The organism is Pseudomonas sp. AC355 (genome assembly GCF_979258205.1).
This window is the reverse complement of the sequence record NZ_OZ409843.1, coordinates 1,298,400-1,317,968: the sequence shown is the minus strand read 5'-3', so window position 1 is coordinate 1,317,968 and position 19,569 is coordinate 1,298,400. Positions and strand designations below refer to the sequence as shown.

Here is a 19,569-nt window from a genome sequence, read left to right as displayed (position 1 = left end):
CAACATCAAGAAACGCGTTCTACTTCGTTGGCGCCTCTACTCCAGAAAACACCAATACTTGGTCGGGAAGACGAGCACCATGTGTCTCAATCGCGGCCACAGACTGGTTCAGTTCAGTGATTTCACCGCTGGTGAAGGTGACGGCAGATGCGCCGAGGTTTTCGAGCATGTGCGCCATCTGAGTAGTGCCGGGAATGGGAACAATCCATGGCTTCTGAGCCATAAGCCACGCGAGTGCAATCTGTGCTGGCGTTGATCCTTTGCGTTCAGACCAACGCTTGAGCAGCTCCACGTAACCAAGATTGTGGGGGACGTTCTCTGGCGAGAATCTCGACTCGACCTGGCGGATATCGCCTTCGGCGAAGCGCGTCCTGGCATCGATTGCGCCAGTGAGGAAACCAACGCCCATTGGACTCCATGGGACAAAGCCAATTCCCAGCTCTTCGCACAGTGGAATGATCTCTTTGTCGGGCCCGCGCCATAGCATTGAGTACTCGTTCTGCACCGCGCTCAACGGCAGCGCTACGTGGGCGCGACGTAAGGTTTGAGGCCCCATTTCGCTAAGGCCCCAATGCAGAACTTTTCCCTCTGACATCAAACGTTGGACGGCTCCAGCGACGTCTTCGATCGGTACTTGCGGGTCGACACGGTGTTGGTAAAGCAGATCGATTCGATCGGTTTTCAGCCTCTTGAGCATGCCTTCCACGGCGAGTTTGATGTGCTCGGGGCGGCTGTTTAGTCCTGGCAGGCGCTGTCCGGTCTCTAGATCGATGTTCCAGCCAAACTTGCTGGCGATAACAACGTTGTCTCGAATCGGCGCGACTCCTTCCCCGAGGATTCGCTCAACCTCGTGGGGGCCATAGGCCTCCGCTGCGTCGTAAAATGTGATGCCCTGATCGAACGCCCTGCGGATGATATTGAGCATCTCAGGGCGGCTGGGAATAGTGGTTTGATAGGTGCGGCTCATGTTTTGAACACCAAGGCCAACACTGGAAACCGCCAGAGAACCGAGATGCCGCTTGCCTGCGGAGATGGGCTTGTCGCTGGCAGCTGGGATCGCGCTGCTGGACAGAGAGGTAGAAGCAAAAGCCCCGGTGCTAGCTACCAGTGGCATCGCCGCCAGCCCACCAGCTACACCTAGCAACTTGCGCCGGCTGATTGGAAATTCATTTTTTGATGGCACGCTCAAGATCTCCTTTTTTGGTCTAGATCCATTTCCAATTTCCTGGCTAGAGCGCTGCGCTTTACTCTCCAAGCTCACCGAGCCGCCGGATGGATATGAAATGTTTCGTGGAGAAAGTGAAATGTACCGAGTACAACGGAGCATGATTAGATAGCTGAATCCGCATGCCTACATGAGAGCTACTCATCAATGTCCCGAGCGAACCTCAACGATCTTCAAGCCTTCGTGGCCATCGCTCGCGAGGGCAGCTTTACCCGCGCTGCGGCGCAACTGGGGGTTTCTCAGTCTGCTTTGAGTCATACCATGCGCTCGTTAGAGGAACGTCTAGGCGTTCGCCTGCTAACACGTACCACACGAAGTGTTTCGGCTACAGAAGCAGGGCAGCGGCTTTTCGACTCGATGGCGCCTCGCTTCGAAGAGATCGAGCTGGAGCTGGCGGCAGTCGGTGAGTTCAGGGACAAGCCTGTGGGCAATGTGCGTATAACTGCGTCAGAGCACGCCGCGAACAACATCCTTTGGCCAAAACTTCATCAGGTTTTGCCGGACTACCCCGATATCAAGGTCGAGATAACGGTCGACTATGCCCTGTCCGACATCGTGGCGCAGCGTTACGACGCCGGGGTACGTCTCGGGGATCAGGTCGCGAAAGATATGATCGCGGTACCAATTGGCCCCCAACTTCGCATGGCGGTGGTGGCCTCCCCAGAGTATTTCCGGCGCTGCAAACCACCGATAGTTCCTGGTGATTTGGCTAGTCACAGCTGTATCAACCTGCGACTGCCCACCTACGGCAGTTTGCTGCAATGGGACTTCGAAAAAGACGGCCACGAATTGAAAGCGAGGGTTGATGGTCAGTGGACATTCAACAGCAGCCTGCCGATTTTGAAAGCGGCGATTGCTGGCGTTGGGTTGGCATTTCTCCCGGATGACATGGTGCATAAACAGCTCGCCGATGGCTCTCTGATACGCGTGCTCGAAGACTGGTGTCAGCCGTTTGCCGGCTACCATCTGTATTACCCGAACCGGCGGGCGCGCTCGTCGGCTTTCGGGGTAGTGGTCGATGCCCTTAGGCATCAGCCCTAACCAGCCGATCACCGAGTTACTGATGCGCCGTTAGAAAGCGGCGCCGAGCACGGCCAGACCATAGGGCCGTTACCAAGCTGCCGACACCAGCGGCCCCCATCACCAGTGCCATCGCACGTGGCGTTCCATCGGAAAGCCAACTGACGAGTGCAGCGCTGAAAATGCCACTGCCATAGTGCATTGCGCCAATCAAGGAGGAGGCAGCTCCCGCTCGCTGTGGGAAAAATGCCAGCGCGCCGGCCACTGAGTTGGCGACGATAAAGCCGTTCAACGACACATAGAACAGCACAGGCACTACCACTCCCCAGATGCCACCCCAGCCGAACCAGACGCACACGCTGAGTGCTACGCCAACAAAGGCCAGAGCCCAGGTACCCAGGTGGAAAATCCGTTCACTATCGACGCGATTGAGTAACCGCCCGTTTACGAAGTTGGCCATCATCATCCCGAGGATATTGATAGCGAACAGCCAACCATAGGCTTGTGGGGAAACGTGGTAATAATCGATGTAGGCGAAAGGCGTCCCTACGATGAACGCATATACGCCTGCGTAGAAAAAGCCGCCTGACACGGCATAGCCGATTAGGCGCGGGTCTCGCACCAACTGCAGATAGGTCTTGAACGATTGAATCAGCGGCTCCTGCACCCGTTGCTCCAATGGCAGGCTTTCAGGCAGCGTCCTGAACGAAAGCAGAGTGATCAGGCCTACTCCCGCGAGCAACCAGAAGATCCCCTGCCATGACCACCACAGCAGGATTTGGCCTCCTATCAATGGGCCCGCCAACGGTGCGGCAGCCATGATCAGGATCAGAGTCGAAAGCATCTTGGCTGATCGCTCGCGGCCATAAAGATCGCGCACCATGGCGCGAGACAGAACGGGGCCGACACAGGCGCCCAGTGCCTGAATCACGCGCCACACCATCATTTGGGTCACGGTCATCGAGAGCGCACAACCTACAGAGCCGATGATGAACAGAATCATCCCGAGTGCTATGGGCAACTTTCTCCCGTAACGGTCGCTGAGGGGCCCCCAAATTAATTGGCCGATGCTAAATCCCACTAGAAAAGCGGAGAAAGTCAGCTCGATGCTTGCTGCGTCGGTATGGAGTGCCTGGCTGATTGTCGGCAATGCCGGGAGATACATGTCGGTCGAGATCGACGCGAATGACATCAGTGCGCTGAGGTTGAGCATCAGCCGCAGATTACCGACGCGTGGCCGAGTCTCGGTCGTTGCTGAGTTTACTAATGACATAGCACGAATGTTCTCCGGTTCGACAGGCGAGATATCGTAGAGGCTGATTTCTTATCGATTAAGCCAATAAATCAGCATATCCATGTGAGTAAAATTCATGAGTTAAGGCATTTGTTTCTGCTTCCCGGAATGACGCCTGACACTCAGCCTTACATTTTTATTGATTAGCCTCCCTCATAAGTCCTTGCTGATTTAACCGTCTAGTCGAGATACCCCTGCTGGCTTACTTTTCCTATCAACGACGTCGCACGGTCGCTCATCTCAATTCAGGTGCCGGCGGAGTATTGGGTCTTCTTCAGCAGGAGAATTGGCATGCAACATCGCAAACTGGGTAGCGCATCTCTTGAAGTGTCTGCTTTGGGGCTGGGCTGCATGGGGCTGAGCCATGGTTATGGCCCGGCCACTGACCGATCCGAGGCCGTTGCACTGATACGCGCCGCTGCCGAACAAGGAGTGACATTCTTCGACACCGCCGAGGTGTACGGCCCCTATCTGAATGAGGAGGTTGTAGGCGAAGCCCTGGCACCGATACGCGACAAGGTGGTGATTGCTACAAAGTTCGGCTTCACGTTCGGTGACGACAACAAACAGCAGATTCTCAACAGCCGTCCAGAGCACATTCGAACAGCAGTAGAAGGTTCGTTGAGGCGCTTGAGAACAGACGTTATCGATCTGCTCTACCAGCACAGGGTGGATCCAGATGTGCCCATTGAGGACGTTGCCGGTACGGTGAAAGCGCTTATTGCCGAGGGGAAAGTGAAGCACTTTGGTTTATCGGAGGCCGGCGCGCAGACCATTCGCCGTGCTCACGCCGTACAGCCGGTAACTGCTCTACAAAGCGAGTATTCCCTGTGGTGGCGGGAGCCCGAGAAAGAGATCATTCCGACGCTCGCAGAGTTAGGGATCGGCTTTATACCGTTCAGTCCACTGGGTAAGGGCTTTCTGACGGGCGCCATCACGGCGGATGCAGCATTCGCAGCTGACGACTTTCGCAGCATCGTGCCGCGTTTTTCTACCGAAGCGCTGCGAGCCAACCAGGGGTTGGTAAGTGCCCTGAAAAAAATTGCTGATGAGAAAGGCGCCACACCGGCTCAGATCGCACTTGCGTGGTTGCTGGCTCAGGCGCCTTGCATCGTGCCGATTCCGGGAACGACCAAACTGCACCGTCTTAAGGAGAATATTGGTGCTGCCGACATCGCTCTGGCTGATCCGGAGCTGAATGCCATCAATACAGCTCTGGCTCAGATCAAAATCCAGGGAGACCGCTATCCCGATTCTCTTAAAGCACGCGTAGGTCGCTAAGGAGCAATTGAGATGAGTGACCAGCACGATCCTCTTCGTCGCGCGCTGATCGCCGCTCTGGCGAGTACGCCGCTCCTGGCAGTAGCACAGACGAGTTCCAGCGATCAGGCCTTCCATGGTTCTGGGGCGCGCACATTGGTGGCCTATTTTTCACGTTCTGGAAACACCCGTGTCGTTGCAGGCCTCATCCATAGGGCGATGGAATCGGATCTGTTCGAGATATGTCCGCAAACACCATATCCAGAGGACTACTTGCAGACAGTGGAACAGGCTCGCCAGGAAAGAGACGCGCGCATAGAGCCACCGCTGAAAAGCGGGGTTCGCGACCTAGCCGACTACGAGGTTGTGTTCTTGGGGTTTCCCATCTGGGGCGGGACGATGCCTCCGCTAGTGCGCTCCTTTCTCTCGGCACACGACCTCAGCGGCAAAACCATCATTCCCTTTAACACTCATGGCGGGTACGGCTTGGGTAGTAGCCGGTCGGTGCTTGTCACCCATGCGCCCCAATCAAAGGTCGCAGACGGTTTGGTCATGGAAGGTGAGCAAGAGCGCAAAACGATGGAACGCGTGAATGCATGGTTGAGCGACAGCAACCTCATCACCTGACTAACCCTCGACCTTCATCCCACCTATCAACGGAGTAGCGCAATGAAAATTCGCACATTGGGTCGCGGCCTCGAAGTGTCCGCACTCGGCCTTGGCTGCATGAGTATGACTTCTGTGTACGGCCCCGCCGCCAATAAACAGGACATGATCAAACTAATCCGCACCGCCCATGATCGTGGCGTGACGCTTTTCGATACGGCGGAGGCTTATGGCCCCTTCAGTAATGAAGAGTTGCTGGGGGAAGCGTTGCAGCCCATACGTGATCAGGTCGTCGTGGCGACTAAGTTTGGATTCGACATCGACCTCATCACGGGGGCACGTGGGGCCGGAACCAACAGCCGCCCTGAACGTATACGCGCTGTAGCGGAAGCCTCGCTGAAACGCCTGCGTACGGACTGCATTGATCTGTTCTATCAGCACAGGGTGGATCCTCTGGTGCCGATCGAGGATGTGGCTGGAACTATCAAGGATTTGATTGCCGAGGGAAAGGTCAAGCATTTCGGTTTGTCGGAGGCTGGCGTTGAAACGATTCGGCGCGCTCACTCGGTTCAGCCGATCACAGCTGTGCAAAGCGAGTATTCGCTGTTCTGGCGCGGCCCCGAGCAGGAACTGCTCCCTGTGCTCGAAGAATTGGGAATTGGCTTCGTCCCGTTCAGTCCACTCGGCGCAGGCTTTCTAACCGGCAAGATAGATGAGTCGACCCAGTTCGAGGCTGGCGACTTTCGTAACGCAGTGCCGCGTTTTTCCCCGGAGGCACGCAAGTCTAACCTCGCGCTGGTCGAGGTGATTCAGGCCGTTGCTGAGCGTAAGTCCGCAACGGCGGCGCAGGTCGCTTTGGCCTGGCTGCTAGCCCAGAAACCCTGGATAGTTCCGATTCCAGGTACCACCAAGGCGCATCGTCTGGATGAAAACCTCGGTTCCATCGAGCTGAATCTCAGCGCAGGTGACGTGCAGGAAATCACCAAACAGATCTCCGGGATTCAGTTAGCGGGGGAACGTTTGCCCGATGCCGCCCTGAAAATGACGGGCCTCTGACTCAACCTTGTACACCGGCGCAGGCCTACAAAGCCTGCATTCTCACAGGAGTGTCACCCATGAAATCCTTGATCGCCCCGATTATTGCGCTATCGCTCTTATCCGCTGAAACCAACGCTCAGGCATCGGAACAAGTGCTCATCAACCGGGCCGGCAGCCAGCCGTCAATATCGGGCGCAGAAACGAATTTCACCGGTTCGGTTCGAGTCGACGGCCTATTCAAGGGCGAAGCCCCTGCGCGTATCAGCGGTGGCACCGTGACCTTCGAGCCGGGAGCTCGTACAGCCTGGCATACCCACCCACTTGGTCAGACGCTAATCGTCACCGCCGGGGTTGGTTACGTGCAGCAAGAGAGCGGTGAGCGTCAGGAGATTCGATCGGGTGACGTCGTTTGGATTCCGCCGAACGTTCGCCACTGGCATGGGGCTACAGCAAGCTCCGGCATGACCCACATTGCAGTATCTGAGGCTGAGGGCGGGACGACCGTCACCTGGGCAGAGAAAGTCTCGGATGCCGTGTATTCGGGGGCACGTCCGTGAAGCGTGTCCTGCCCAACACGCTCTGCACCCTTTAAGAATCAACCCAATAAAGCGGGCTGCAGCGATTAAGCGGCAGCGCTTGTATAGGAAATCCAGATGAAGTCACACATTTTCGGTACTACGGTAATGGCAGCTGTTATGAGCTTTTCAGGCGGCGCAACGGCTGCTGACCCGAAAGCCAATCCATTCACACTGGTCTATGAAGGCGCTATCAGCAAAAACGAAGAAGGCAAGGTAAATATCCACCCAGTTACCTACAAGCTCAATTCGCTCGATATTGCTGCGAACGTCTATACACCGGCCAATTTCGACCCAAGCAAGAAGTATCCAACAGTCGTGGTTGCCCACCCTAATGGTGGTGTCAAAGAGCAAGTGGCGGGTCTCTATGCCCAGCGCCTGGCGGAACAGGGATATATCACCATCACTGCAGATGCTGCCTATCAGGGAGCAAGCGGTGGCGAGCCACGTAGCGTCGATAAGCCGTCCCATCGCATCGAAGACATCCACGGTATGGCTGATTACATCAGCCAGTACAGCGGGGTCGATAATAGCAACCTAGGACTGCTTGGCATTTGCGGCGGCGGTGGCTATTCCCTGAAAGCTGCCCAGACCGATAAGCGTTTCAAAGCAGTCGCAACGCTCAGCATGTTCAATTCGGGCTTGGTTCGCCGCAATGGCTACATGGATTCGCAGCTGTCGACTATTCAGGAGCGCCTTAAGAAGGCGTCAGACGCCCGCGCTCAAGAAGCGGCTGGTGGCGACGTGATTTATACGGGAGACGCTAAGCTCACTGATGAGCAAATCGCTGCACTCCCATTCGACCTGTATCGCCAGGGTTTCGAGTATTACGGCAAGACTCACGCTCACCCCAACTCGACTTTCCGTTACACGATGAGCAGCTTGCTTGAGCTGATGAACTTCGATGCCGCGACCAATATGGAATTGATTGAGCAGCCGCTTCTCATGATGGCTGGCAGCAAGGCGGATTCGTTGTACATGTCGAAGAGCGCTTTTGAGCTGGCCACCAAAGCGAAAGATAAAGAACTGTTTCTGATCGATGGGGCTACCCATATCGATACGTACTGGAAGCCTCAATACGTGAATCAGGCGATGGATAAGCTCGATCAGTTTTATGGCAAAAACCTGAAGTAATTCACCAGAGGTCTTCGCTTGAGAAACTCCTTTGGTGCTTCTTAGCGCATCCAGGCATCACCACTCGTGGTGACATGCCTGGTTTTTTTAAGATGTGCAGCTCTTGTTCGCGCAGTGATCTATCGCCCCAGTATTCCACTGCGGAGCGCACCAGAATGTGCGATCGGTTGATCGCGCCAAGAGATGTTGCGTAGCTGTCGCCCTCAGAGGACACGCCATATGAACCGCTTGACCATCAATTACCTAATTACAGCGCTGCTGGCTGTGGTGGCCGAGGCCGTACATGCGTCTACCGCTGAGCCGAAGGCGACGAGCAAACCAGTCTTTAGCAGCGCAGCTACCGAGCATGACGCTCCAGTAACAGACATTGACAGAGAGAATCCTGTCGTTTTAGTCGTCGGTGCCAGCGGCAGTGTTGGGCGCCTTGCGGTAGCAGAATCGCTCAGAAGAGGTTATGAGACGCGGGCACTGGTGCGAGATCCAGATCAGGCCACATTATTTCCAGAAGGCGTGACGACAGTCGTTGGTGACCTGACGCGTGCGGAGACGCTGTCTGAAGCGGTAGGTGGGGCGACAGGAATCATCTTTACCCATGGCATAAGTGGCAATAACGCGCGCGGCGCAGAAGACGTGAACTACGGTGCGGTGAGGAATGTTCTGAGCGTACTGAAAGAACCTGCTCATATCGCACTGATGACAACGGTTGGAGTTACGAAGCCCACGGTGGGCCATGATTGGAAACGCAGGGGGGAGCGATTGGTTCGAGCAAGCGGGCTACCCTATACCGTCGTTAGACCTGGCTGGTTTGACTACAACTCTGCAGGCCAGCACCGCTTGGTAATGCGTCAGGGTGATACGCATTGGGCCGGCTCTCCGGCAGATGGAGTGGTCTCTAGGGCCCAGATAGCAGAAGTACTCGTCGCGTCATTGACGTCACCCGGCGCAAGTCGAAAAACATTTGAGCTCGTCGCAGAACAGGGTGCAGCACAGTCAGATTTAGATCCGCTTTTCTCGGCACTTCCAAGTGACATCGCGAGCGACCACGACGCCATCGGCGATAAGCCCAATCTGCCATTGGAAGAGGAGCCAGAACGAGTGATCCTAGAGCTCAACACCATGCGGCAAAAATTCGATTAAATACTTACGCTCGGGCGATGATCTACAGCACGACCTGTTGGATAGCTCGTGAATGAAACGAAAGGCAGCTTTTGGCCGGATGCTGCCGGTCACGACTCGCTGCTGCTGGCCAATTACCGACTGTGGCTAGCTCGTCCTAGCTATGGACATCACATGGACGTTGCGCAAAAAAATAGACGAATGTATGGACATTGGGAGCTCCGTTGAGAGCGCTACGTAGCATGAAGCTTGGCGATGTCCATACCCCTGCATCTTTCCTTTAAATTGACGAGGCCTTTGCTGAACTGACCGGGATGCCTGGAAACCTTGAGCAGCTCGGCCGCGATATCCGCACACGCGTCCTGAAATGGACGGGTATACCTACAGGGGTCGGGATCGCCAATACGAAAACCTTGGCAAAGCTGGCCAATCACTCGGCGAAGAAGTGGCATAAGCAAACCGGCGGTGTGGTCGACCTGCGCGATCCGGTACGGCGCGACAAGGTTCTGCGGGTTCTGCCTGTGAGCGAGGTCTGGGGTGTCGGCCACCGCATGACCGAGCACCTCAATGCCCAAGGTATCAACACGGCATGGGATCTCGCTCAGGCCGACGCCTGGACGTTACGCAAGCAGTTCAGTGTCGTGATCGAGAAGACTGCCCGCGAGCTGCGCGGCACGCCATGCCTGGAGCTTGAGGAGGCAGCGCCGCCGAAACAGGAGATCTGCTCAAGCAGAATGTTTGGCAAGCGCCTGCAGGACATCGAATCGATTCGCCAGGCCGTGGCCACCTATACCGCAATCGCGTGCGAGAAACTGAGGGCGCAACAGTCCGTGTGCCGCCAGATCCGCGTTGGTGTGCGCACTGGCATGCACAATCCTGACGAGGCGAAGTACGCCAAGGGCGTTGCAGTGCAGCTGCCCCGGGCGACAGACGACACGAGGATGATTACTCACTACGCCATACATGCGCTGGAGCAGGCGTATCGCGCCGGGTATTCGTACAGCAAGGCCGAGGTAATGCTGCTTGATCTATGCCAGCGCACCGAAATCACAGGCGACCTGTTCGCACCTCAACAACCCGTTGAGTCAACGAAGGTGATGGCCGTACTCGATGAGATCAACGGAAAGTGGGGCAGGGGAACGCTACGTCCTGGACGTGTGGAGCTACAACCTGAATGGGAGATGAAACGAGAGATGCTCAGCCCGAGCTATACGACGCGTCTTGATCAGCTTTGGACTGTCGGATGCAAATGAGTACAGATCGTAAATCGTCGTTGCATTTGTTGATGCCACTGCTACGATCTCGACAGAAAACCCTACTTTTGGAAAGGACTCCTAACGAATGATGTCACCGCTTGAATTTCGCCAAATTGTTGAGTCGGCGTTCCTACCGATGAAGTGCACCTGCAGCTTAGCGCCTGATGATTCAGTGACGATTCAAATTCGGGATCCTGCTACAGAGGCTGTGCTGCTGAATGTCGCGGGCCTGAAGCGTTCCGAACTGGGCTCATCACGGGCAATATCCAAGGTTGTCCTACAGATTCGCCAGGATCTGGCTGTGCTGCAGCGCACCCCTCTGAGTTATCAGCGGCAGATGTAGCCAAATAGCGATGCGCGATCCGCAAGGCATGATGGCCAAACAGCACTCACGGTACTAAGCCTGGCCAGTACTACAATTGAAATTGCTTAATCGTGTTCAAACTGGTCAATTAAACCCAGACGTGGAACATGGGTGTCAGGCGCCAGTATCGCACCGGGAGCAATCACTGCATTTGCCCCAATTTTGCAGCGGTCGCCTACTAAAGCACCGAATTTTTTGATACCCGTCTCGATCACGCTGTCTAAATAACGGATTTTAATATCCGCACCATCCAATTCGTTACGGTAGTTGGCAATGATTGCACCTGCTTCAATATTTACGTTCTCGCCAATCAGTGAATCGCCGACAAAGTTAAAATGTGCAAGCTTGCTTCCAGCGAGCATGAAGCTGCTTTTGACTTCGCAGCTAGGGCCAACAATGCAGTTGCTTCCCAGGTAAACTCCGCCACGCAGATAAGCTCCCGCCGCCACAAATGATCCCTCACCGATGATGATTGCGCCCTTCAGTACAGCCCCTTGCTCTACAACGGCAGTCTCGTGTATGGCACAGTTTCCATGGCGTCGGTAACCCGCTCCAAGGCCAGCCATCAAGGCTAAGACTTGGTTTTCGCAGTCTTCAGAAACGAGCCAGGCGGAGGAGAGGGCCAAACCTAGCGAGGGCCACTTTGCTATAAAGGTACTGATCTCAGGTAGCTTCATAAATTGTTCCGGTATAGATAAAGTTCGGGTATCCATCGTGCGATACGACTATGGAATCCGTTGAGAATTCAGAACCGTGCTAGGGCTTTGCTGATCTGAGTAGATGACTGCGCTCGGCGGATGGACGAAGCTCATTCGCGTGACAGAATAGGTAACATCAGCCAAATTGGGGATTTATTGCGTACGAAGCAATTGGCTGCCAACTGCAAAAAAGCGAGTGGTGCGCGAGGGTCAAGTTCGCATTACAATCAAGAAAATATATGTGCAGCATGTCACTAGAACTATTCGGCAAATATTCGAGCTTCACAAATGATTTAAAAAGCCTGGGGAAGTCTCCAGGCTTTATTCATGTAATCGAAAATCGACATGTTCGTAAAAATAAGTCAGATTAAGCCGATTAAGTTATAAAAAGCCCGGCGCTGCGGCCGGGCTTTCTCGCTACTGAATCAGTTTACTTCTGAGCACGGGCCTGATCGCGAAGTGCTTTGATCTGATCGTGGTTGCGCAGCACACCGTCGTACTGTCGTTGAATGACTGCACGCACGTCCGGAGTCAGATCATTATTCTCCAGCGCTTTGGAGTAGCTCTTCTTGGCTACGTCTTCACCGCGCTCGGCTTCATTCAGCAATGCAGCATCATCTTTACCGGTGATGGCAGACTTCAGATCAACCCAACGGCGGTGCAAGTCACCGCTCACGCTGGTAGTAGTTTCCGGATCACCGCCAAGGGTACGCACGAGGGCTTGCAGTTCGGCGGCAGCGCCGGAGGTGTCAGCGGCGCGCTTAGTGAAGACACCGCGAAGCTGTTCGTTGTTAGTGTTTTCGGCCAGGTCTTTAAAGCCAGCCTCGCCATCCTTGGAAGTCTCGATCAGGTCGTTGAGAATCTTGATGGTTTCTTTATGGATGTCAGTCATTTCCTGTATCTCCAGACGGTAAGCCCAAAGGGGGCTTTAAGGGCAGTAGTGCCAAGCGCAACGTATGCACTTGGTATTTAGGGAGTGCCTACGGAAGAAGGTTCAGGGATTTTCCAGGTATGAAATCGGTGTCATGCGAATCGAAACGGCAAAGCCAACCCTTCGTTTGGCTAGAAATGCCTCAACACGCTTTAGCTGCTTGGCAAAGCTGTCTGATTAGTGCTCCTGGATAGCGTTGTTCTGAGATCTGTGAGCACAAGGCTGACCAGCGCGGTGTTCTTCAACTGCCTTGCTGTAAATATCCTTGAGCCGACTAAGTTGCCTGCGAGGTCATTGCAAAGCAGAGTCATGCCGTTAGGGCCGGACTGAGTATAAATCACGTAATCGCGAGCGACTAAAGACTCAAATTGCTTTATCTGGGAGTTCATAGGAAATGCTCGAGCGGCAGTTAGGCTAAGAGCGTTAACGTTAGCTGACAGTTTCCACGATCTTACGGACGGTAGATATCGATAGTCTTGCGGCCAAAAAAATGATTGCACTGCGATATCAAAATACCGCTTATCGGTAGAGCGAATTTTTGACCAGAACATTCAGAGCGCTCTTCCTCTCATAGATTTAGCTGCCACTAAGAGCAGGCGAATAGAGAGGAAGCCTAATGCCCAGATCGCCCTAATCTGTCATTTCGCATTGACCCTAAGGTATGGCAGTTCGAATGCTGAAGCTCTTTTCAGCCACCGAGATCGCTGCATTTTTGATTAGTTGGAAATCATTTTGCAGACGAACATCCTCAAACCAACGCTCCATAGGAGATTTCGATATGAAACAGTCCGCTGTATTGCTTGGTACAGCCTTGGCTTTGTTGCTGGGGCTTAGCAACGCCACTCATGCGGCCTCCCAGATAACTCCTGAAGATTTTACCGAAGAGGCCTCGGCAAAAGGCATTGCTGAGATCGAGACCGGCAAGCTGGCACTCGAAAAGGGCACCCGCGACGAAGTAAAGAAATTTGCGCAAACCATGGTCGATGACCATACCCGCGCGAATGAAGAGCTCAAGGCTCTGGCCGAGAAAAAACAGCTAAAGATCTCTACTGATGCCGACCTGATGAACCAGGCAAAAGCAAAGATTCTGCAGGTGCGTGAAGGTGAGAGCTTTGATGATGCTTACGCCAACAATCAAGTAGAAGCTCACGAGCAGGCGATCGAGCTTTATGAAAAAGCTGCAGCCTCTGAGGATGCCGAGCTCAGCGCTTGGGCCAAGGAGGTGCTGCCGAAGCTTAAACACCATCTGGAAATGGCTCGTGACCTGCGAGAGCTGACTCATCAACGTACTCCTCCAGCGCAGAGTGTCCAGTAGGCGCCGCTCCAAAGAGAGTTCGTTCCTCAGTAACAGGAGACCCCGATGAACAGTCGCATCAGCGTTCTGCAACCCTTATTGGCAGCGTTAGCACTCAGCGCCTGCGCCGGCGGTGAGAGCCCCTCAAATGTTGGCGTTGAGGGTAGGCCTACCGAAGTCGATACGCAGTTGCTTGACGCTGGTGCTGCACTGCTGCAATCCCGTCCGCCTGTCGCTGCGTTGAACGCTTATCTGGACGGGTTCCATTTCTACAGCGGTCGACCCGACGCGCAGATGGAAGCGCATCATTACTGTTCAATACTCAGCGAAGAGTTGATTCAGTGCGTGATTTACGATGGCAATGTCGAGGACGCCAAACTCATGGGCGTCGAATACATCATCAGCGAACAGCTGTTCAAAACCTTGCCCGAAAAGGAAAAGGCGCTGTGGCACAGCCACGTGCATGAGGTGAAATCAGGTCAACTGATCGCACCTGGCATTGCGCAGACGGCGGAACATGCGCTGATGCGTAAGCTGGTGCGTACCTACGGTAAAACCTGGCATACCTGGCACACCGACCAGCACAAGAGCCTGCCGTTGGGCGTACCTCAGTTGATGATGGGGTTCACTGCCGACGGCCAGGCAGATCCCAAAATAGTTAACGAGCGCGATCAGCGTTTTGGCATCGACAGTAAGCAAAAACGCCTTGATCGTGCCGATATCGAAACACCTGCAGTTGATCCTGGAGCCGATGCTTGGCAGAAAGGCCGGGCATTCCAGATTGACGATCCGACCAATGCCCATGGCGAGCACTGAGGGCGGCCGTTGGCAGGATGAGTGGCTTGGTTAGAGCGACTGTTGTGCACCATCCTCAGTGGCATCTGGCCGCACAGCACCATCTACTTATTTCGGCCTGGACGCCTCTGGCGAGCCAGAGCTCAAGCAGTTGGCCCCTGATGCAAAGAAGTGGCCGAGAAGATCCAGGCTTCTAAGCCGGGAGCTAATCGTATTCAGACATACAAGGTAACGAGCATGCCTGTGCCGAAGAAACAGCCCACCTCCACGTTAAAGCGCGCCGTGACGGGACCAATGTTGATGCTTTTTATTCTCGGGGACGTTCTGGGAGCTGGTGTTTACGCCCTGGTTGGCACTATTGCCGGGGAGGTAGGTGGGGTGATCTGGGTGGCACTGCTGGTCGCCCTGGGGTTCGCGCTGCTGACTGCTGGATCCTATGCAGAACTGGTAACCAAGTATCCACATGCAGGTGCCTCGGCTGTATTCGCGGCTAAGGCCTACAGGTCACCGCTGGTTTCATTCCTGGTGGGCTTCTGCATGCTTGCTGCTGCGGTTACAAGCGCGGCAGGGCTATCGCTGGCATTCGCGGGGGACTATCTGGCTGCCTTCGTCGACATCTCGCCGTACATCGCCGCGACGATATTTCTGATCTTTATCGCGTTGCTCAATGCACGGGGTATCAAGGAGTCGTTGTCGGCGAACGTGGTCATGACCATGGTTGAGCTGTCAGGGCTGCTGCTGGTCATATTCGCCGCTGCCTGGTTTTTCCGTACTGGAGAAGCGGATTTCAGCCGAGTCATCGAATTCAAAGCGGGGGTCAGTCCGGCTTTTGCGGTGCTCGCTGCAGCGCTGCTAGCGTTCTACTCATTCGTCGGCTTTGAAACATCGGCCAACCTCGCTGAAGAAATTCGAGATGTGCGCAAAACGTATCCCCGTGCGCTGTTCGGGGCGCTGATCGCTGCCGGGGCGATTTACATGGCCGTCGCCATCGCCGCGGCGGTGGTGATGCCAGTCGAAAACATGGTGAATTCCTCAGCGCCACTGTTAGAAGTAGTAAAAGCCTCGGGCCTCGGGATCCCACCGCAACTGTTCGCCTTTATCGCTCTGATCGCCGTTGCCAATGGCGCGCTGCTGACGATGATCATGGCCAGCCGTCTGGCATATGGCATGGCCCAGCAAGGGCTGCTGCCAAGCGCTCTCGCCAATGTATTGTCAAAACGTCGTACACCAGGCGTGGCCATCGTGATTACGACGTTGGTGGCCATCGCGCTCACGCTCACCGGTTCGCTGGCGACGTTGGCGAAGACAGTCGTTTTACTGCTGTTATTCGTATTCATCAGTACTAACCTCGCCGTTCTCGTTCTCAGGCGTGACAAGGTTTCAACCGACCATTTCCGTGTGCCCACCTGGGTTCCGGTTTTGGGCATTGCCTCGTGCCTGCTGCTAATGTCGCAACAAGATCTGGAAACTTGGTTTCGAGCGGGGACGCTGCTGTTTGTGGGAGTCGTCGTATATGGCATCACACGTGCTGGCGGCGTAAAACCGCTCAATGCCGACGATTACAACGTTGTGAGCGAGACGGAAAAGTAGGGGGGGGAATGACGCCTTTAAGGTGAGTTAAATGGGGAGTCTTCTGACTGCCGCACTTTACTTCAGGCAATAAAAAACCCGCCGAAGCGGGCCTTTACTGACCAACGCCAACATCCTGTTGGCTCACCATCCTGACTGTGGTCACATCATCCATGACCCTGAGCACGTCCTGTGCTGCAAGGTAGGCATAGATTAAGGCGCCGCTTGGGTTGTCACCAGAGCCACCTTACACAACACCGTGTAAGCCTTTTGCTATACGAGTGGGTGCATGCTGATGGAGCTTGAGCTGAGTACACCGTCGAGGGACATTGGCTTGTCCGGGAACTGGCGATTGGCTGCGCGATGCATCCGTTTGGCTGGCTTTTCCCTTTGATGCCAATAGGTACAGAGCCTCCGTCTTTTACTGAAAACAGGCAGCGCCTCGTCAAGGATGAGCGATCCTTTACAGCACCGATAGCTGTGTAAAAGCGTTCAGTGCTAAAAAAATGCTTAAATTTCGAGGCTTAAAATTTTAATTAATTGAAAATATTAGATATTTTACAAATATCCGTCCAATCCATCATCGGTGCGACGGAGAAGCGGTGGCTGAGCAGGGGATGCGTATGAGTGGGTTCTGGGAGCATTGCAGGAATCAACGTCTTCATGGCTGGCATTTGCTTACGGGCTATCGGCATCAGACTTGCCAGGCGCGCATCGCAGTCTAGCAGCATTCGCGATCATCTCTCTGGACGGTTTGCGCGCGTAGGTAACTGAGCTCCCGAGATTTTCGCGGATTGAGTAAGATTTTTCCGGGGTTCCCATCATCCACAAAGTTTGTGTAGGATTCGGGCAGGGTGTCTGCCGCATACCGTGGTGAGACAGGTTCATTTGCACTGGTCGGGCCGCCAGAGCGGAGTTCGCTGTCCGTATGAAAACGCACCCGACGTTTCAGGAGCTGCCGCGCGCGCAGCTTTTGGCAAACCGCGTATTTGCTGCCATTCACCGTCTTCTTCATCTCGAAGTTTTCAGCGGCATTGCTCTGCTGGTCGCTACCGCCGCGGCCCTGCTCTGGGCCAACTCATCATTTTCTGCCAGCTACCACGCGCTGTGGCATACGCCGTTCAGCTTTGGCGTTGGCAATCTGGAGTTTTCCCAGTCGCTGCATTTCTGGATCAATGATGGCCTGATGACGGTGTTCTTTCTCGTCGTGGGCATGGAGATCCGCCGGGAAATTCACGATGGCGCATTGAGCGACCTGCGCCAGGCACTGCTGCCGATTTCCGCCGCGGCCGGTGGTGTGGTACTGCCGGCATTGGTCTATGTACTGATCAATGGCCAAGGTGAAGGGCTGCATGGCTGGGCGATTCCAGCTGCGACCGATATTGCCTTTGCCGTTGGCTTGCTGGCATTGCTGGGCAAGGGAATTCCGTCTGGTGTTCGGGTGTTTCTGCTGACTTTGGCGGTTATCGACGATGTGATCGCCATCGCATTGATCGCCATTTTCTACTCGGATGGCCTCAATTACCTGGGCTTCGGTGTTGCCGGGCTTGGTTTACTGATGGTGCTTGGCTTGCAGCGCATCGGAATCGGCTCGGCCTTTGGCTATATCCTTCCCGGTGCGTTGGTGTGGGTGGGCATGCTGATGACGGGTGCCCATCCAACCTTGGCTGGTGTCATTCTTGGCTTGCTGACTCCCGTGACCGGCATGAGCATGCTGGAGCGCCCGCGTGAAGTTGTGGCCCGTGCCGCCCGTGAGTTGCAAGGTTCGCACGCTGACCATGATGACCGTCATGCTGCGCATACGCTAAATGAATTGCGCATCGCCCAACGTGAGTTTCTACCACCTGTTGTCCGGGTGCAGGCAGCACTCCACCCATGGGTTACCTTCGGGCTGATGCCACTATTCGCGTTGGCTAATGCAGGGGTGACCTTCGGCGGTATCGACCTCTCCACGACTGTTTCGATGCAGGTGCTGCTAGGCGTGGCGATCGCGCTGATCATCGGCAAGCCGCTTGGAGTCCTCGCTGTGAGCTGGATTATGGTTCGCCTGAACCTATGCCGCCTGCCGGCTGATGTGTCGTTTTCCAGCATCGCTCTGGTCGGCCTGCTGGCAGGTATCGGATTCACCATGTCGATCTTCATCGCCAATCTGGCATTCGCTGACGAGAACCTGTTGGGTGCCGCAAAACTCGGCGTACTCTTGGGTTCAGCTGTTTCTGCGTTGGCGGGGCTGGGATGGGGATTGCTGTACCTGCGTCGGCAGCGTTCTAGTCGTTAAATGGTATCTGCGGCGTGTCCGGATCCAGTTGCTGGCGGCGGAATTGGCCGGGTGGCAGACCGTGGATCTGCCGGAAGCGCCGCGAAAAGTAGGCCTCGTCGGCGAAACCGCATAACCGTGCCACTTCACCCACCGGCTTGCTGCCGTTGAGCAGGTGGTTGCGGGCGGCGTGCATACGCCGCTCCAGTACCATGTCGCTGAAGGTCTTGCCGACTTCCTTGCGCAGCCAGTGGGTCAGGTAACTGGGCGACAGGTAGGTAGCCGCGGCGACCTTCTTCAGGTTCAGATCCGGGTCGGCAATATTGCGCCGCAGGTATTCGGACATCCGCCCCAGCGCATCACGACGGCTCGCCTGGGCGGCATTGCTCTCCGCCAGCTGCTTAAGCGGCTCGGCGTAGAGCATGCACACCAGGCCGATCATCTGCAGCATCAGGCCCTTTAGGATTTCCCGCACGCCGAACTGGCGGCTGACGTCCAGCTCGCGCATCTGCGCGATCAGCGCGCAAACCTTGGCGAAATGCTCGTCGTCGAGGGTGAAGTCCAGGTATTCCTGAAAGCGGAAGGGCGACAGCTCCGGCGCGAGCAGGATGGAAACGTCTTCCAGATCCATCGGGTCGCATTGCAGGTGGGGTAGCAGGAAGGTCTGCGAGAAGTTGATGACGATGAAGCTGCTTTCCGGCGGATGGGGAATCACATGCACCCGATGGGGAAGGATGAACGCCAGGGTGTTACGCGCAAAGGGGCGCTCGACGTTGCCGATGTGCTGAACGGTGTCGCCACCGAGGTTGATCTGGATTTGGAAGTACTCGTGACGGTGTGGCGCGGTTTCTGCGCGGCGACCCTTTTTGTCGCGGATGTAGAAGTCCGTCAGCTCACTACGCTGCTGCATGAAGTAGGTAGGTACTCGACTCAGTGAAGACATCTACCAGCTCTCGGATTAAGAATGTTTCGCAACATATTGGCTGCTGGCAGAGGGCTCTGGCAAGCGGTTGTACGATGATGTGCTCGGCTGAGTGCGATAGTTGCCGTGAGTGGCCGTTACGCCCTGTCCAAACCCTGTGAGCTGCTTCAGGTATCGAGAACCCCTCTGGAGCGGAACTTTCAGAGTCTTGACGC

Annotated in this window: 17 protein-coding genes and 1 pseudogene; 13 read left to right on the top strand and 5 right to left on the bottom strand. The window is 55.3% G+C overall.

Features of this window, described 5'->3' with window-relative positions; all coding sequences use genetic code 11:
• Positions 1–19 precede the first annotated feature (19 nt).
• Positions 20–1,189 carry an aldo/keto reductase gene (locus tag ACZ0AI_RS06265; protein WP_463565028.1) on the bottom strand — a complete coding sequence of 390 codons (1,170 nt, stop codon included), beginning with the start codon at positions 1,187–1,189 and terminating at the stop codon, positions 20–22.
• Between the two features lie 183 nt (positions 1,190–1,372).
• Here ACZ0AI_RS06265 and ACZ0AI_RS06260 point away from each other — a divergent pair, with 183 nt between their 5' ends.
• Positions 1,373–2,266: a LysR family transcriptional regulator gene (locus ACZ0AI_RS06260; RefSeq protein ID WP_463565027.1), complete on the top strand. Its 894-nt coding sequence runs from the start codon at positions 1,373–1,375 to the stop codon at positions 2,264–2,266.
• Between the two features lie 16 nt (positions 2,267–2,282).
• Here the strand turns inward: ACZ0AI_RS06260 and ACZ0AI_RS06255 are convergent, their stop codons facing one another.
• Positions 2,283–3,458, bottom strand: coding sequence for a Bcr/CflA family multidrug efflux MFS transporter (locus ACZ0AI_RS06255; RefSeq protein WP_463565026.1), 1,176 nt, complete (start codon positions 3,456–3,458; stop codon positions 2,283–2,285).
• A 372-nt stretch (positions 3,459–3,830) separates the two neighbouring features.
• Between ACZ0AI_RS06255 and ACZ0AI_RS06250 the strand changes: the two genes are divergently transcribed.
• The 8 genes and pseudogenes from ACZ0AI_RS06250 (at position 3,831) to ACZ0AI_RS06215 (ending at position 10,867) form a co-directional block, all read left to right on the top strand.
• Positions 3,831–4,820, top strand: coding sequence for an aldo/keto reductase (locus ACZ0AI_RS06250; protein WP_463565025.1), 990 nt, complete (start codon positions 3,831–3,833; stop codon positions 4,818–4,820).
• A gap of 12 nt (positions 4,821–4,832) precedes the next feature.
• Positions 4,833–5,426 (top strand): flavodoxin, encoded by a 594-nt coding sequence (locus tag ACZ0AI_RS06245; protein ID WP_463565024.1) that lies wholly within the window; start codon positions 4,833–4,835, stop codon positions 5,424–5,426.
• A gap of 42 nt (positions 5,427–5,468) precedes the next feature.
• Positions 5,469–6,461 (top strand): aldo/keto reductase, encoded by a 993-nt coding sequence (locus ACZ0AI_RS06240; protein WP_463565023.1) that lies wholly within the window; start codon positions 5,469–5,471, stop codon positions 6,459–6,461.
• 59 nt (positions 6,462–6,520) lie between these two features.
• Positions 6,521–7,000 (top strand): (R)-mandelonitrile lyase, encoded by a 480-nt coding sequence (locus ACZ0AI_RS06235; RefSeq protein ID WP_463565022.1) that lies wholly within the window; start codon positions 6,521–6,523, stop codon positions 6,998–7,000.
• 96 nt (positions 7,001–7,096) lie between these two features.
• On the top strand, positions 7,097–8,152 hold the full coding sequence (locus tag ACZ0AI_RS06230) for an alpha/beta hydrolase (RefSeq protein ID WP_463565021.1): 1,056 nt from the start codon (positions 7,097–7,099) through the stop codon (positions 8,150–8,152).
• A 219-nt stretch (positions 8,153–8,371) separates the two neighbouring features.
• The gene (locus ACZ0AI_RS06225) at positions 8,372–9,289 is read left to right on the top strand and encodes an SDR family oxidoreductase (RefSeq protein WP_463566254.1); all 918 of its coding nucleotides are present in this window, start codon (positions 8,372–8,374) and stop codon (positions 9,287–9,289) included.
• Positions 9,290–9,552: 263 nt separating this feature from the next.
• Positions 9,553–10,521: pseudogene (locus ACZ0AI_RS06220) on the top strand (DUF4113 domain-containing protein); the annotation flags it as partial.
• An 88-nt stretch (positions 10,522–10,609) separates the two neighbouring features.
• Entirely contained in the window at positions 10,610–10,867 is a 258-nt protein-coding gene (locus ACZ0AI_RS06215; RefSeq protein ID WP_463565018.1) for a DUF1652 domain-containing protein, read from the top strand.
• Between the two features lie 86 nt (positions 10,868–10,953).
• On the opposite strand, the gene ACZ0AI_RS06210 is transcribed toward ACZ0AI_RS06215, so the two are convergent.
• Positions 10,954–11,565, bottom strand: a complete 612-nt coding sequence (locus ACZ0AI_RS06210; RefSeq protein ID WP_463565017.1) for a DapH/DapD/GlmU-related protein — start codon at positions 11,563–11,565, stop codon at positions 10,954–10,956.
• 451 nt (positions 11,566–12,016) lie between these two features.
• Positions 12,017–12,478: a PA2169 family four-helix-bundle protein gene (locus ACZ0AI_RS06205; RefSeq protein WP_042552949.1), complete on the bottom strand. Its 462-nt coding sequence runs from the start codon at positions 12,476–12,478 to the stop codon at positions 12,017–12,019.
• Between the two features lie 817 nt (positions 12,479–13,295).
• Here ACZ0AI_RS06205 and ACZ0AI_RS06200 point away from each other — a divergent pair.
• The 4 genes from ACZ0AI_RS06200 to nhaA all read left to right on the top strand — a co-directional run bounded on the left by ACZ0AI_RS06200 (position 13,296) and on the right by nhaA (position 18,453).
• Entirely contained in the window at positions 13,296–13,832 is a 537-nt protein-coding gene (locus ACZ0AI_RS06200; protein WP_463566060.1) for a DUF4142 domain-containing protein, read from the top strand.
• A 45-nt stretch (positions 13,833–13,877) separates the two neighbouring features.
• Complete coding sequence (locus ACZ0AI_RS06195) at positions 13,878–14,627, top strand: OBAP family protein (RefSeq protein WP_463565016.1); 750 nt, start codon at positions 13,878–13,880, stop codon at positions 14,625–14,627.
• A gap of 216 nt (positions 14,628–14,843) precedes the next feature.
• Positions 14,844–16,196: an APC family permease gene (locus ACZ0AI_RS06190; RefSeq protein WP_463565015.1), complete on the top strand. Its 1,353-nt coding sequence runs from the start codon at positions 14,844–14,846 to the stop codon at positions 16,194–16,196.
• Between the two features lie 907 nt (positions 16,197–17,103).
• Positions 17,104–18,453 (top strand): Na+/H+ antiporter NhaA, encoded by a 1,350-nt coding sequence (gene nhaA, locus ACZ0AI_RS06185; RefSeq protein ID WP_463565014.1) that lies wholly within the window; start codon positions 17,104–17,106, stop codon positions 18,451–18,453.
• On the opposite strand, the gene ACZ0AI_RS06180 is transcribed toward nhaA, so the two are convergent.
• Positions 18,443–19,375 carry a helix-turn-helix transcriptional regulator gene (locus tag ACZ0AI_RS06180; RefSeq protein WP_463565013.1) on the bottom strand — a complete coding sequence of 311 codons (933 nt, stop codon included), beginning with the start codon at positions 19,373–19,375 and terminating at the stop codon, positions 18,443–18,445. The genes nhaA and ACZ0AI_RS06180 overlap by 11 nt on opposite strands.
• Positions 19,376–19,569: the final 194 nt, after the last annotated feature.

Coding starts and splice junctions, on each gene's coding strand:
- ACZ0AI_RS06235 (WP_463565022.1), top strand. CDS start 6,521: ATGAAATCCTTGATCGCCCCGATTATTGCGCTATCGCTCTTATCCGCT.
- ACZ0AI_RS06215 (WP_463565018.1), top strand. CDS start 10,610: ATGATGTCACCGCTTGAATTTCGCCAAATTGTTGAGTCGGCGTTCCTA.
- ACZ0AI_RS06200 (WP_463566060.1), top strand. CDS start 13,296: ATGAAACAGTCCGCTGTATTGCTTGGTACAGCCTTGGCTTTGTTGCTG.
- nhaA (WP_463565014.1), top strand. CDS start 17,104: ATGAAAACGCACCCGACGTTTCAGGAGCTGCCGCGCGCGCAGCTTTTG.
- ACZ0AI_RS06205 (WP_042552949.1), bottom strand. CDS start 12,478: ATGACTGACATCCATAAAGAAACCATCAAGATTCTCAACGACCTGATC.
- ACZ0AI_RS06180 (WP_463565013.1), bottom strand. CDS start 19,375: ATGTCTTCACTGAGTCGAGTACCTACCTACTTCATGCAGCAGCGTAGT.
- ACZ0AI_RS06240 (WP_463565023.1), top strand. CDS start 5,469: ATGAAAATTCGCACATTGGGTCGCGGCCTCGAAGTGTCCGCACTCGGC.
- ACZ0AI_RS06225 (WP_463566254.1), top strand. CDS start 8,372: ATGAACCGCTTGACCATCAATTACCTAATTACAGCGCTGCTGGCTGTG.
- ACZ0AI_RS06230 (WP_463565021.1), top strand. CDS start 7,097: ATGAAGTCACACATTTTCGGTACTACGGTAATGGCAGCTGTTATGAGC.
- ACZ0AI_RS06210 (WP_463565017.1), bottom strand. CDS start 11,565: ATGAAGCTACCTGAGATCAGTACCTTTATAGCAAAGTGGCCCTCGCTA.
- ACZ0AI_RS06250 (WP_463565025.1), top strand. CDS start 3,831: ATGCAACATCGCAAACTGGGTAGCGCATCTCTTGAAGTGTCTGCTTTG.
- ACZ0AI_RS06190 (WP_463565015.1), top strand. CDS start 14,844: ATGCCTGTGCCGAAGAAACAGCCCACCTCCACGTTAAAGCGCGCCGTG.
- ACZ0AI_RS06255 (WP_463565026.1), bottom strand. CDS start 3,458: ATGCTCAACCTCAGCGCACTGATGTCATTCGCGTCGATCTCGACCGAC.
- ACZ0AI_RS06245 (WP_463565024.1), top strand. CDS start 4,833: ATGAGTGACCAGCACGATCCTCTTCGTCGCGCGCTGATCGCCGCTCTG.
- ACZ0AI_RS06260 (WP_463565027.1), top strand. CDS start 1,373: ATGTCCCGAGCGAACCTCAACGATCTTCAAGCCTTCGTGGCCATCGCT.
- ACZ0AI_RS06195 (WP_463565016.1), top strand. CDS start 13,878: ATGAACAGTCGCATCAGCGTTCTGCAACCCTTATTGGCAGCGTTAGCA.